13 protein-coding genes and 1 other annotated feature are annotated in these 14,282 nt (G+C 35.8%); of the genes, 11 read left to right on the plus strand and 2 right to left on the minus strand.

Going from position 1 to position 14,282, the window contains the following annotated elements; all coding sequences use genetic code 11:
- Window positions 1-117: 117 nt before the first annotated feature.
- From HHT355_RS04030 to HHT355_RS04040, 3 genes are all read left to right on the plus strand, one after another.
- Window positions 118-1,014: a DMT family transporter gene (locus HHT355_RS04030; protein ID WP_199179150.1), complete on the plus strand. Its 897-nt coding sequence runs from the start codon at window positions 118-120 to the stop codon at window positions 1,012-1,014.
- An 82-nt stretch (window positions 1,015-1,096) separates the two neighbouring features.
- On the plus strand, window positions 1,097-1,897 hold the full coding sequence (locus HHT355_RS04035; protein WP_103202140.1) for a hypothetical protein: 801 nt from the start codon (window positions 1,097-1,099) through the stop codon (window positions 1,895-1,897).
- Between the two features lie 229 nt (window positions 1,898-2,126).
- Complete coding sequence (locus HHT355_RS04040; RefSeq protein WP_199179151.1) at window positions 2,127-2,408, plus strand: hypothetical protein; 282 nt, start codon at window positions 2,127-2,129, stop codon at window positions 2,406-2,408.
- A 205-nt stretch (window positions 2,409-2,613) separates the two neighbouring features.
- On the opposite strand, the gene HHT355_RS04045 is transcribed toward HHT355_RS04040, so the two are convergent.
- Together HHT355_RS04045 and trpE are read right to left on the minus strand one after the other, a co-directional pair.
- On the minus strand, window positions 2,614-3,192 hold the full coding sequence (locus HHT355_RS04045) for an anthranilate synthase component II (protein WP_103202141.1): 579 nt from the start codon (window positions 3,190-3,192) through the stop codon (window positions 2,614-2,616).
- Window positions 3,183-4,649, minus strand: a complete 1,467-nt coding sequence (trpE, locus tag HHT355_RS04050; protein ID WP_199179152.1) for an anthranilate synthase component I — start codon at window positions 4,647-4,649, stop codon at window positions 3,183-3,185. Before trpE ends, HHT355_RS04045 begins: the two co-directional genes overlap by 10 nt.
- 180 nt (window positions 4,650-4,829) lie before the next feature.
- Window positions 4,830-5,075: a binding site (T-box leader), on the minus strand.
- Between the two features lie 458 nt (window positions 5,076-5,533).
- Between trpE and HHT355_RS04060 the strand changes: the two genes are divergently transcribed.
- From HHT355_RS04060 to HHT355_RS04095, 8 genes are all read left to right on the plus strand, one after another.
- Window positions 5,534-8,533 carry an ABC transporter ATP-binding protein/permease gene (locus HHT355_RS04060; RefSeq protein WP_103202144.1) on the plus strand — a complete coding sequence of 1,000 codons (3,000 nt, stop codon included), beginning with the start codon at window positions 5,534-5,536 and terminating at the stop codon, window positions 8,531-8,533.
- Between the two features lie 231 nt (window positions 8,534-8,764).
- Window positions 8,765-9,169, plus strand: a complete 405-nt coding sequence (locus HHT355_RS04065; protein WP_103202145.1) for a hypothetical protein — start codon at window positions 8,765-8,767, stop codon at window positions 9,167-9,169.
- A gap of 257 nt (window positions 9,170-9,426) precedes the next feature.
- Window positions 9,427-9,819, plus strand: a complete 393-nt coding sequence (locus HHT355_RS04070) for a MarR family transcriptional regulator (protein ID WP_242967526.1) — start codon at window positions 9,427-9,429, stop codon at window positions 9,817-9,819.
- A gap of 4 nt (window positions 9,820-9,823) precedes the next feature.
- The gene (locus tag HHT355_RS04075) at window positions 9,824-10,411 is read left to right on the plus strand and encodes a flavin reductase family protein (protein ID WP_103202146.1); all 588 of its coding nucleotides are present in this window, start codon (window positions 9,824-9,826) and stop codon (window positions 10,409-10,411) included.
- A gap of 421 nt (window positions 10,412-10,832) precedes the next feature.
- The gene (locus HHT355_RS04080) at window positions 10,833-11,300 is read left to right on the plus strand and encodes an RNA polymerase sigma factor (RefSeq protein WP_103202147.1); all 468 of its coding nucleotides are present in this window, start codon (window positions 10,833-10,835) and stop codon (window positions 11,298-11,300) included.
- A complete protein-coding gene (locus tag HHT355_RS04085; protein ID WP_103202148.1) occupies window positions 11,290-12,021 on the plus strand; it encodes a hypothetical protein in 732 nt (243 codons plus the stop codon). The genes HHT355_RS04080 and HHT355_RS04085 overlap by 11 nt, the downstream gene beginning before the upstream one ends.
- Window positions 11,997-12,887, plus strand: a complete 891-nt coding sequence (locus HHT355_RS04090) for an ABC transporter ATP-binding protein (RefSeq protein WP_103202149.1) — start codon at window positions 11,997-11,999, stop codon at window positions 12,885-12,887. The genes HHT355_RS04085 and HHT355_RS04090 overlap by 25 nt, the downstream gene beginning before the upstream one ends.
- On the plus strand, window positions 12,862-14,064 hold the full coding sequence (locus HHT355_RS04095) for an ABC transporter permease subunit (RefSeq protein WP_103202150.1): 1,203 nt from the start codon (window positions 12,862-12,864) through the stop codon (window positions 14,062-14,064). Before HHT355_RS04090 ends, HHT355_RS04095 begins: the two co-directional genes overlap by 26 nt.
- Window positions 14,065-14,282 lie beyond the last annotated feature (218 nt).

The raw sequence follows: 14,282 nt of genomic DNA on the forward strand, positions 1-14,282 counted from the left end.
TACCGGGGCATTGCGGTATAGGAGATAGCGGAAACCCTCTTATATATTTTTAATTTTATTTTATTAAATAGCCATGATATAATAAATATATAGATTTATAAGTCGGGGTTTTATACTATGTCAGATAAATATGCAAAATCCAATTTAATGTTTATAAGCTCCATGCTTATTTTTGGGACAATCGGTATTTTCAGAAGATATATTCCCTTATCTTCCGGTATGCTGGCATTTGCAAGAGGGCTGCTTGGAGCCTTATTTATTTATGGATATATTAAACTTAAAGGAAAAAGATTAAGAGGCAAAATCGGATTAAATAAGCTGCTTCTTCTTGCCTTGACCGGTGCAGTCATGGGGATAAACTGGATTTTGCTGTTTGAAGCCTATAATTATACTACCGTATCTGTGGCAACACTTTGCTATTATATGCAGCCTGCGATTGTGATATTGCTTTCTCCTTTGTTATTTAAGGAAAGGCTCACATTGAAAAAGCTTGTCTGCGCTGCCTTGTCAATATCAGGTATGGTATTAGTATCAGGTGTTTTTGAAGGTGTAAGTTTACGGACAGGCGATTTTAGGGGGATTGTATACGGGCTTGGGGCTGCCGCATTTTATGCATTTGTAATTATTCTAAATAAGAAGATACAATTAGAGGATGCTTATTATAAAACTATTATTCAATTAATGTCTGCTGCAATTATTTTGGTCCCTTATCTGATTGTGACAGAAAGCTTTAATAAAATTTCGCTTAAGTTGCCTTCGTTTCTTATGCTTCTAATAGTAGGAATTATCCATACCGGTTTGGCTTATGTATTGTATTTTGGAAGTATTGCAGTACTTAAGGCTCAATCGGTCGCAATACTTAGTTATATTGATCCGGTTTCTGCATTGATTTTATCAGGTATATTTCTTCGTGAAAGCCTGACGTTTTTTGGTATTATCGGAGCTGTGCTGATTATAGGTTCGGCGATGCTGAGCGAAATTAATTTAAAAGCAGATGTTTTTGTGAGAAATTGATTATAAAGGAACAGCAAAATAATCTGATAAATGTTATAAGCTGTACCTGTTAAAATACTATTAAATGAAGGAGATAAGTATAATGCCTATTGCAAACATTATTTTTGCCGTTACCTGTTGGTTATGTGCACTGATATTTGGAGGAATAGCCATCTTTGCCTTCAAACGAAAAGACCCTATGCATTTTTGGTCAGGAAGTACAGTTAAGGAAGAAGAAATAACGGATATTAAGGCATACAACCGTGCCAACGGAATTATGTGGGCTTTTTTTGCTGCTTTCATTGTTTTTGCAGGTATATTGTCCCTTATAAATATAAAGGCAGGCGGTATTTTATTATCAATCACTTTTGTACCGGGGATTCTTGTTCTAATAATTGCATATAAGAGAATATATAAAAAATATCAAAACCCTTTATATGTTAGAAAGAATCATGATGCAGATTCAAAAACCTTGTCACATAAAGCACCGATTGCAGTTATTGTAATTGTCAATGCAGTAATTTTAGTTTCGCTAAGCCTTCTTTTTTATAACGGGGAAAAAGACCCTGATGTGTATATAAAAGATGATTTTATACAAATTGAAGGTATGTATGGATTAAATATCAGTTTTTCAGAAATAGCCGACTTTTCTCTTATTGAGAAAAGTATGAAAGAAATGGGAATAGGCATGAGGACAAACGGTTATGGTGGTTTTATGGGAGCCCTTAAAGGAAATTTCAAATCTGAAGCAGGCGGCAATATTTTATTGTTTGCTCAGTCAAATTCATCCCCGACAATTAAAATTGAGCGTGAAGGCAAAAAAGATGTATATATCAGTTTTAAAGACAGTGAAAAAACTGAAAAATTATTTCAAGAAATGACTAAAAAAATTAGTCTTAACTAAGAAGAAATCTTAACAAAGAAGTGAATTTATAAACCTTGAAAAAAATAACCGGTCAGTTTATAATTAAATGCGAACGTGCGAAAACATCTTCATAACTGTTGAAGTTATGAAGATGCTTTTATTTATGAAAAAATAGCGGTTTTTTTCCTATGTATGCTTTCTTTATAAAAGAAAACATTATATTTTGCTAAAGGTTTTGAACACATTGACATTAAGGAGTATGATGATAATGGCAACACCGCTGATGTTTTGCAGTTTCTTTACAGTCCATCTGTTTCAGGGATTTGGCGATGGCAACAAAGCACTGTTCCTTGGGGTTATGCGTTGGGCTGTGTTTAATATACCGATGCTGTTCATTCTGGATTACTTTTTCGGAATGTATGGTATTGTCTGGTCACAGGTAACGGCGGATATGTTAACTGTTATACTTTCATATGTTGTTTATTCAAATTATATGAAAAAGTTAAAGATGAAAGAAGAAAACGATATCCAGTTGTGTTATAGAACTTAAGAGTATATTAATTATAAATGGTATAGAAATATATTTACTTTTATAAATAATAAAGACTCTGCAATTTTTTAATGTATGCAGAGTCTTTTTTACGATTAATTATTATAATAATGGCAACCCGCCTATTATAATTATATTATATTAAGTTGAGCTATAGCTTCTTACAATTTTATCTTTGGAATTGGGACATTTATGGAATATTAATTTAAGGCCGTAACCCGATATTAAGAAAATTCATCATAATAATATTACCCTGGGGGGTAAGGATAGATTCCGGATGGAATTGCAGGCCATATATTTCATAGTCCTTATGTTTTACACCCATGACTTCGCCGTCTTCATCCTCTGCAATAACCTGAAGATCGCCGGGAAGGGTGAACCTTTCTGCAATAAGAGAATGATACCTGGCTGCCTGTATTATGGGGGGCAGGCCCTTAAAAATACTGCAGTCGCCCGCTATGTGAATGCTACTTTGCTTTCCGTGCATTAACCGTCTGGCATGAGTAATGGTGGCTCCGAAAACTTCACAAATGGCCTGGTGGCCAAGGCATATGCCAAGGATAGGAACTTTTTCTTTAAGGTTATTAATAGCTTTTTCACAATTGCCGGCATCTTTAGGAAAACCGGGTCCGGGAGATATGATTATATGAGAAGGGGCCATTTTTTCAATTTCATCCACGGTAAATGCATCATTTCGTATCACGCAGATATCACTGTTTACAGATCCGACCTGCTGGACCAGGTTATAAGTAAAACTGTCATAATTATCGATGATTAGAACCATTTATCATCAACCTTTCCCGCATCAATAATAGCCTCAATAAGTGCTTTGGCTTTGTTCTCAGATTCTTCGTATTCTTTTTCAGGGATACTGTCTGCCACAATACCGGCCCCTGCCTGAATATATACGCGGTCGTCTTTCTTTACTGCCATACGTATCGCAATACATACGTCCATATTTCCGGTAAAATCTATATATCCTATTGCACCCCCGTAAATTCCTCTTGGGTCTTTTTCAAGTTCTTCAATAATTTCGCAAGCCCTTATCTTTGGAGCACCGGACAATGTCCCGGCAGGAAGCATGGCTTCAATTACATCCAGGGCATCTTTATCGTTTCGCAGACGGCCCTCCACCTCGGAAGTGATATGCATAATTTTGGAATATTTCTGTATCATCTTGTATTGTGTAACCCGTACGCTTGAATATTCACAGACTTTTCCTAAATCATTTCTCGCAAGATCTACCAGCATGTCATGTTCGGCCAATTCTTTTTCATCGGCAAGAAGTTCCTTTTCCAGGGCCAAATCTTCATCGATTGATTTTCCTCTGGGTCTGGAACCTGCAATCGGCAAGGTCGTAAGAATTCCGTCATGAAGTCTTACCAATGTTTCGGGCGAAGTACTGATTAATTGAATACCATTGTTTCTTATAAAAACCATATAAGGTGAAGGATTTGTAGTTCGTAAAACCCGGTAAGCATTCAAAAGACTGTCGTGATATTCGGTTTCAAAACGCCTTGAAATTACAGCTTGAAATATGTCGCCGTTTTTTATGTAATCCTTTGCTTTTTCTACAGCTTTCAAATATTCATCTTTTGATACATTACAGGTAAAATCCGGCTGGCTTTTAACAGCAGATTTGGGAGGATGACTAAGGTCATCTATCATCCATATGATGTTTTTAATGTCGTTTAATGCCTTGTTATAATTTTCTTCGATATTGTCAGTCTGCATATTTACAATAATTTTAATTTTTTGCTTTAAATGATCATAGGCAATTACTTTGTCAAAAAGCATAAGGTCAAAATCATTAAATTCGCTGCTTCTAAGTTTTAAAATCGGCTCTGCATATTTTATCATGCTATATGAAAAGTAACCGACAAAGCCTCCGGCAAAAGGCGGAATATCTGTAAGTTTTGGAGCTTTAAATTTTGACAGATAAGTCCTTAATTCTGCCAGGGGATTTTGTGATTTAACGGTCCTTTTTTCACTGTCCTGAAATGTTATTTCTCCGTCTTTACATGTGACATAAGCTATGGGGTCATAACCGAGAAAAGAGTAGCGGCCCCATTTTTCACCGCCTTCAACGCTTTCGAGTAAAAAGTGCCTGTTGCTTATCCTGGAAATTTTCCTTAATAGGGCTATGGGGGTGGTTATATCCGCATAAATTTCTTTGCATAATGGGATGATATTGTAATTTTTAGCCAATTGCTTTATTTCATTGTAATCAGGAGTTAACACAGTCAATCACCTCACTCTAAACTTATTGATATATCAATTTATCAAAGGTTGAAAGAAAGATAATATGCTTTTTGGATATAGGTTAAAAATAAAGAGAAAGCGGGTAATCCGGACAGATTTATAAATTCAACCAGGAAATTACAGAAAAATTCTAAATGAATAAAAAAAGCTTTCATCCCTGAAAGGGACAAAAGCTTTAACTTCTGCGGTACCACCCAAATTGGCGCAAATGCACCCACTTAACTTTGCATACTAACATATGCATTCTCCTGATAACGGGCAGAATCCCCGTAAGCGCCTACTTTCGGTTGATTTCGGGCTTCCCTCGCAAGTCCATTCGGAATAATCATGCAGCCGCATTTCCACCAACCAGCGGCTCTCTGAATGCAGTTCCTTATTCCTACTACTCTTGCTCAACGGTTTAATCATCATTAAGTTTTTATGTTTATTTTAACTAAAATATAATAAAAATTTAAAAAGCTTTTTATCTGGATAAAGTATAAATATTGTTTGATTAATAATAACAATTAAGATACAAAGATATCTATATATTGTATAAAATAGTAATTTATGGATGATTATAGCATAGAGGGTTTCTTTGTGTCAAACACTTTTTGGAAGGAAATATTATAATTTTTTTATATTTTAATAATAAGATTATTATTGAACTTTAGAGTTTAAAGTTGTACAATGACTTCCATTAGGGTTTGCGTTTTCAGATATAGATAAAAAAGAATTCTTTGTTCTTATTTTTAATTATATGACTTTTCTGATTATCTGTGTGCGATTTTATAGGAATTACGTGGCAATAATTTCAGATAACCAATCTGATTATAATAACATGTCAAATAGAAAGACTACATAATACGTAAGGAGGAAAAACATTGCTTGAGCTTAAGAAAATAACAAAGGTTTATCATACCGGCGGCGAAGATGTCGAGGCATTAAAAGGTATAGATTTAAAATTCCGTGACAACGAATTTGTTTCAATCCTTGGGCCATCCGGATGCGGCAAAACTACTTTGCTAAACATCATAGGAGGGCTTGACCAGTATACTTCCGGTGATCTTGTTATCAACGGCATATCTACGAAAGAGTATAAGGACAGGGATTGGGACACATACCGCAACCATTCGGTCGGTTTTGTTTTTCAAAGCTATAACTTAATTCCTCATCAGACTGTGCTTTCAAACGTTGAACTTGCTCTTACTCTGTCCGGGGTTTCAAAGAAAGAACGGCGAAAGAGGGCAAAAGAGGCCCTGGAAAAGGTAGGGCTGGCAAATCAGATAAGGAAAAAACCGTCTCAGTTATCCGGCGGACAGATGCAAAGAGTTGCCATAGCCCGCGCCATAGTAAATAATCCGGACATTATCCTGGCCGACGAACCGACCGGGGCTCTTGATACGGAAACCAGCATTCAGGTTATGGATATTCTAAAAGAAATCGCAAAAGACCGCCTGGTTGTTATGGTTACCCATAATCCTGATCTTGCCGAAAAATATTCCACCCGTATTGTAAAAATGCTTGACGGTAATATTATAAGCGACAGTAAGCCGATTACTGATGAAGAGTTACAAAAAGAAACAGCAAAAGCGCAAAGTAGGGAAGAAATTAACCGCAAAAAGAAAAAACCGTCGATGTCCTTTGGAACATCTTTTGGGTTATCCCTTAAGAATCTTATTACAAAAAAAGGAAGGACGGCATTAACCAGCTTTGCCGGTTCTATCGGCATCATAGGAATTGCTCTAATTTATGCGGTATCCTCGGGAACTACCACTTTTATAGACCACGTGCAGGAAGAAACCCTTGCTTCGTATCCTCTTACAATTGAAGCTAAGAATGTGGATATAACAACTTTGCTTTCTACTTTTATGGGCAAAGCCCATTCCGTTTCTGAGCATGAAGATGACGCGATTTACCAAAAGGCTATGCTGTATGAAATGACTAATGCAATGAACTCTCTTGAAACACAGGAAAACGATCTGAAAGCTTTCAAGGAATATATAGAAAAAGAGAGAACTGATGAAAACAGTAAGCTTGGTATGGCACTGGCAGGAGTTCAATATTCATATGATATTGATCTTCAGGTTTATACTAAAAATGTAGACGGTACGATAATCCGTTCCGATACGGAAGCCATGACCCTGGAACTTATGAAAAAATATCTGAATATAGATATGTCCAATATGCTTGCCTTACGTGAGAGGTCAATTATGGGCAGCTCTTCGTCCATAATGACGTCATCAATGAACTTGTGGAAAGAGTTGATTCCGGGAGAAAACGGCGAGGCTGTTAATGATGTAATCGAGAGGCAATATGATTTGGTATACGGAAGATGGCCTTCCAGATATGATGAAATAATCCTCTTTGTAGACGAAAACAATGAAATAGATGATATGACACTTTATGCTTTGGGGCTAAAGTCTGAAGAGGAAATGAAAAAACTCATGGAAGCCTCTGTAAATCATACGACTGTTGATTATGAAGTACAGAAATGGTCTTATGAAGAAATCTGCGATATGGATTTTCGTACAGTTTTAAATTCCGATTGTTATATTTATGATGAAAAAACTGGTACCTATACTGATCTTAGAAATACAGAAGCCGGCTTAAAATACCTGTATGACAATGCATTAAAACTTAAAGTCGTTGGTATTGCAAAGCCAAGTGAAAATTCTATTGCATCATCAAACAGAAGCTATATCGGATATACTAGCGATTTGACTAAATACGTTATAGAGAATGCATACAATTCGGAAGCAGTAAAAGAACAGAAAGCTAATCCGAATATTGATATTTTCACCGGACTGCCCTTTAAAGACAATGACGGTACTGTAACCACAGAGGAAAAAGCAAAAGAATTCAAAGAATATATAGAAGCACTTGATGTTTCCGGTAAGGCCAATGCATACATTAAGATTATGAGCATACCGTCCGATGAGGAGATAGAGCAGTTTATTTCAAGCACTCTTGAAAACATGTCAAGGGCTGATATGGAAGCGGCCATGGCACCGGCTATTGTGCAGCAAACAGGAATGGATGAAGCAACAATTACAGGTTATATCTCATCTATGAGTGATGACGATTTAAAAGCAATGTTTATTCAGGCTCTTACTGAGCAGTATAGTGCTCAATATGCAGAACAGGTAAACAGGCAGATGAGTTCAATGACAAACGAACAGTTGGCTGCTGCTCTTGATATGGAAGTTTCTCAGTATAATGATGAAATGTGTGCAAAACTCTATGACGAAATCCTGGAATTTTCGGACTCTACTTATGAAGACAATCTGATAAAGCTTGGTTGTGTTGATATGGACAGTCCTACAGCCATTAATTTGTATGCATCTACATTTGAAAATAAAGATGCGATTAAGGATGCTATTGCGGAATATAATGAAAGTGTGGATGACCTTAAAGAGATTACTTATACGGACTATGTGGGTCTAATGATGTCGTCGGTTACGACGATAATTAACGCCATAACGTATGTTCTTATTGCCTTTGTGGCGGTATCACTGATAGTTTCGTCCATCATGATCGGGGTAATTACGCTGATATCTGTACAGGAACGTACTAAGGAGATCGGTATCCTAAGGGCTATCGGAGCTTCAAAACGAAATATATCTACCATGTTTAGTGCTGAAACCGTTATAATCGGATTTACATCAGGCTTGCTTGGCGTTGTTATAACTTATCTGCTTTGCATTCCGATAAATCTGATACTGCACCGTTTGACAGGGCTTAATAACTTAAGCGCAATACTGCCTGTTCAGACAGCGGTTATATTAATTGTTATAAGTATCCTTCTGACTCTGATAGCCGGTATCATACCTTCACGCAGCGCCGCAAAGAAGGACCCGGTTGTAGCATTAAGGACTGAATAATAAAACATTCATACGGATTAATAATTGACTAATAGTAAATTAAAAACCTATTAAAATTATAGAATTAAGGCTTTCCTGATGATATAATAAGGGAAAGCCATTTTTTATATAGAATTTGCATTGGAAGAAAGGAAACGTAAATTATAATCTGTCCGGAAGAACTACTAAGAATATATACCGCACTTATACGCCGTTATCGGTAACAAAACGCTTTTAAGGGGAGGTGGATTTATGAATTATAATTATTTATTAATACCGCTTTCAATAGTTTTAATAATAATATTGCTTTATCTTTTATGGATAAACGGATATTTGATTATAAGCAGAAAAACGGCTGTTTTATTTGTGGGCTTATTAAGGAAAAAAGGAAGATGTAAGGTAAAATTTAAGTCTTGCAACGGGAATGTAAAAAGAGTTATTAAGATTAATGAAAGCAAAAATTATATATTTAATTTAAACACTAATATATCCAAAGGTAATGTTACTGCTGAAATAAAGGATAAAAATAAAAGGTCCCTGCTACAGTTAGATAAAAGCAATCAGAATGCAACACTAAATTTAAATGAGAATGAGAGGTATTACCTGATATTAAGTTTTGAGAATGCGGACGGTGAATTGGAACTGACCTGGAGCTAAAAATGGTATGGGAGCTAATAATCATATTAGGCCTGTTATATTATACAGTCGCTAAATCTTAGCGGCTGTTTTTTGCTGTTTATGATAATTTTAAATGTCAATAAAAGATTTAGTAAGATATTGACATATGTGATTTTATTTAGTATAGTTCTATATAGAACAATACTAAATAAAACAATATCATATAAAACTATATTATATAAGAGGTGAGAATAACGAAAACTTATGGTGGCTTCCTTATATCCCAGGTACAGCATTTGAGCGGAAGAGTTTTTGAAAAGCTGTTAAAAGAATGTGGCGTTGATGTTTTTAACGGGGCTCAGGGACGTATACTTTATGTACTTTGGGAACATGGACAGTTAACTATTACTGAGATCGGGCATTTGACTTCTTTGGCTAAATCAACACTTACTGCTATGTTAGACAGGATGGAAGCGGAAGGGTTGATAGAAAGAATACCTGATAAGAAAAATCGCAGGCAGATTCTGATATCAGTAACAGAAAAAGCAAAAGGATACAGGGAAAAGTATAACTGGGTATCGGACAAGATGAGCGAAATATTTTATGACGGTTTTTCAGATGCTGAGATTATCGAATTTGAAAAGCAATTAAGAAGAATAATAAGAAATCTTGAAAAGGAAGGAGTATAAGTATATGGAAAAAATATCGGTAAGCCCGCAAAATAATTTTTGCCCTCAAACATTGTTTATGTATGGCACATATCGGGAGGACGGAACACCGAATTTCGGCCTGTTTTGCTGGTTCAGTTACTTCTGGGACGGCGAGTTGGGAGTTATGGCCTGCATCGGAGGTGAAAAATTAACTAAAGACCGTATCCGGGAAACGAAAGTATTTTCCGCCAACCTGGTAACAGAATCTATGCTTCCGATTGCGGATTATTTAGGTAACAATGAAGGATACAATAAGGAAAAAATGAATATTCCGCTTGAAACCGAACGGGGCGCTGTATTAAATGTTCCTGTACTTAAAGATAGCCCCTGGGTGTTTGAACTTGAAGTTTTTCAATCCATTTCCTTTAACGGCAGTGACGTATTTCTGTGTAAGATCCGCAATACATTGGTTGCAAAAGAACTTAAGGATAATTCAATAGATGTGGACGAACGGTTGCGTATGGCTGCTCCTGTAACATGGATCGGAGAGGGACAATATTATACGTTAAACCATGAAACTTTAGGAAAAACCGGTAACTGGAAGGACCTATATGGGAAGAATAAAGTATAAAAAATATAATTACATATTTTAAGTTTTCTAAGTCAGTGGATTATTAGGTTATCATATTCGACGGACTGATTTGATTATGTTTTGCTAGTCTTCTTATTGTGCGAAACAGTTACTGTTTAATCAACCAAAGTGTGGGGACATCATTGATCGGGTTTGGCAGTTATCATAAGTAAAGTTTTATTCCCTCGATATGAAATGTAAATACATATCGGGGGTATTTTTATGTGAAATTTAAACAATGTATATGTAAACGGTTGACAGCTTAACAGGGTTTATTTTTATTATTGATTATGTAATTAAAAGTGACGTTTATATGTGGGTAATAAATTTTACTATAACAAATTTTACTATAATAAATAATAAATTAAACCCGCACATTTGTCCGTCATGGCTCGTTATACATTATAGAAAGGGGGTTCCTATGTCGTTAAGTATACATGATCAGTATGATAAGATATACAAATATTGCTATTTTAAAGTGAAAGATAAACAGACTGCGGAAGATTTGACGCAAGAAACTTTTCTTAGATATTTCAGTCAGAAATCCTACATAAACAAAGGGAAGCCCCTTGCTTATCTATATACTATAGCAAAAAACCTGTGCATTGATTTTTATAGAAAAAGCGGCAGGGATGAAAGGCTTAATGAGGAAGTTCCTGCAAATGATGAGGTTACGGCATTTGAAACCAGCTATGCTGTTAAGCAGGCAGTATCAACACTGCCCGTCGAATTACAGGAAATGCTTCTGCTTCGGTATGCAAATGAACTTAGTATAAACGAAATAGCCCAAATTATGAATATATCCCGTTTTTCAGTTTACCGTAGGCTTAATAAGGCTTTGGATTTATTAAAAGGTGTCCTTAGAAAGGAGGACTTTAATGAAATATAAATTAAAAAAAGAGTTAAAAACGGTCTTTGATGCGCCGGCGCCGGCAAGAAAAGAGGAGTTTATAAACCTACTGGAATACCCGAAAGCAAACAGATTAGATTTTTTTATTAGTCAGATTGGATATATAAGAAAACGGGTTTGGATTTTGTCGTTACTGTTGTTTATTGGTACGTTAATTGGCCTATATTTTTCTGGGGCTTCATACTCATTTGTTTGGGTTGTATCTTCGGTTTTGCCGTTTGTTTCTCTTGTGACCATAAGCGAGATAGCAAGAAGTATCACATACAACATGGATGAACTTGAGATGAGCTGCAAATACAACCTTTTGGAAGTAAGCCTAATTCGTATTGGAATATTGGGAGTAGTCAATCTGGCTGTATTTATCGGTATACTATTGTTATTATCCGGTAAGACGGATTTGGGGTTTATCAGATTAGGTATTTATTTGTCGACCCCATATTTGCTGAACTGCTACGGTTCTTTATTTGTCATAAACCGCTCAAAAAGCAGGGATACTGTTTATATTTGCGGCAGTGTTACGGCTTTGGTAAGTATTTTAAATTCTCTGATTTCAATCCGGATATATGATATCTATTTAGAAAGAAACAGGATGTTTTGGGCTATAGCGTTCATTATGTTTGCTGTTTTAAGTTTGAAAGAAATCGTAAAGTTTATTAAGAGAATGGAGGATTTAAAGTGGAACTCGTCATTGACCGCTTAAGCAAACATTACAAAAATAAGATGGCCGTAGACCGTGTTTCATTGACCCTAAAAGAAGGAGTTTACGGTCTGCTTGGGGCAAACGGTTCGGGAAAGACAACTTTAATGAGAATGATATGCGGAGTTTTAAAGCCTACAAGCGGGGAGGTTAAATTCAACGGAATAGATGTAAGTGAAGAAAAGTTCAGAGATTTGTTAGGCTATCTTCCTCAGGATTTCGGATATTATCCGGAGTTTACAGCTTATGATTTTTTGCTTTACCTGTCAAGCTTAAAAGGGCTTACAAGGCAACGAGCCAAAGATAGGACGTCTGAACTTTTAAAGTTGGTGGGCCTTTCGGATGTAGCTAAAAAGAAAATAAAATCATTTTCCGGAGGAATGAAACAGCGTTTAGGCATAGCCCAAGCCCTGTTAAATAATCCTAAAATATTGGTTTTGGATGAACCTACGGCAGGTCTTGATCCAAATGAACGAGTTCGGTTCAGGAATCTGATATCAAGACTTGGAAAGGATAGAATAGTACTGCTGTCGACTCATATTGTTTCTGATGTCGAATATATAGCTTCAACTATTTTATTAATGAAAAACGGGCAAATTATACATAAAGGCCCTCTTGAAGAGATTATTCGTCCGATTGAAGGAAAAGTTTTTGAATGCCTTGTGGATTGTAATACGGCAGAATATCTGATTGCTAATTACCCGATTATAAATGTCAGGGAAGAAAAGGACAAAACGTTTTTACGCCTTGTGGCAGAAAAAGCCCCATGTAAGGAAGCTAAAGCGGTTACGGCAGTTTTGGAAGATCTGTACCTGTATTACTTTAACAAGGAGGCAAACAAGAGTGAGCAGTTATATGGAATTAATTAAATTTGAATATAAAAAAATATTTAAAAAACGCAGTACTGTAATTATTTTGATAATCGGTATTATTCTTACGGTTATAAGCAGTGTAGGGACTTTATTGGGGAATTACTATATTGAAGGAGAGGTATTTGAAGGCAATTATGAAGGCATGAAAAAAGACAGGGCATATAAAAGAAGGCTATCGGGACGGGAAATCAACGCCGATTTGCTTTCGGAAGCAATAGAAGCATATTCCCGTATTCCGTTTACCGAAGGGATATATCATAACACCGAAGAATATCAGAAATACGCCAGACCTTACAACGAAATTTACGGAATAATCAGAAAAGTTTATGATATAGACAATATAAGACAACTGGGTTCTATTCCGAGAGAAAAGCTTTATGATTTTTATGCGGTACGTCAAAGGGTGGTAGAAAAAATTATAGAAAATACAGCGATGAATGACAGGGAGAAAGAAAATTCCATAATCTTAAGCAGAAAAGTAAAGACTCCGTTTATTTATTCCTATATAGACGGATATCAGAGATTCATTACGCAAATGAACACAACAGCCATAATTATCTGCTTTATCTGTATCATATGCATTTCTCCCTTGTTTGCCGGTGAATATGCTGAAGGAATGGACGGACTGGTGTTTTCAGCTAAATACGGGAAAAGCAAAATGATTTATGCCAAAATAATTACAGGTATTACATTTACCATACTGATAAGCCTACTGTTTACATTTGTAACTTATCTTACGGTAATGCCCATTTTCGGGTGGGATGGCAGCGGTACTCCGATACAACAGTATTTGCCATTTACGATAGACCCGTTTACCTTCGGTCAGGTTGCCATGTTATATTCCATAATGATTTTAGGAGGAAATATATTGTCATCTGCGATTACGATGGCCCTGTCTGCAAAATTAAAATCTCCTTTTTTGGTACTTGTAATAATGACGGCCATTACGATTGTTCCGGGTTTTATAAATGTTTCTGAAAATGTACTGTGGTTATACCATTTAATCAAGCTGATACCGGTAAAAATGTTCAACCTGGGAAATATTATAGATGTTTATTCTATTGATATTTTTGGGCTGATTTTAAGGCCATATGAGTTAATTATTATTTTTGCCTTTATAGCCGGTATAGCATTGCTGCCTTTGGCATACAGATGCTTTAAGAATCATAAATGAATAAGTAAATTGTTTATAGAAGAATATATCGACAAATGATAATTCATAAATGAAAGCTAAATAAACCGGCAAATCTTTAATCAAAATTAGAATCTGATTATCAGGCAGGCAAAAAATAGCAGGGAACATTTTTTAGTTAATCTTATGTTCCCTGCATCTTTTTATATTCTCACAGATAAATCCGTTTTTGATTAAGCTGATTTAGGTGCGGTCGTATG

It is taken from the genome of Herbinix hemicellulosilytica, assembly GCF_002904165.1.
Taxonomy (GTDB): domain Bacteria; phylum Bacillota; class Clostridia; order Lachnospirales; family Lachnospiraceae; genus Mobilitalea; species Mobilitalea hemicellulosilytica.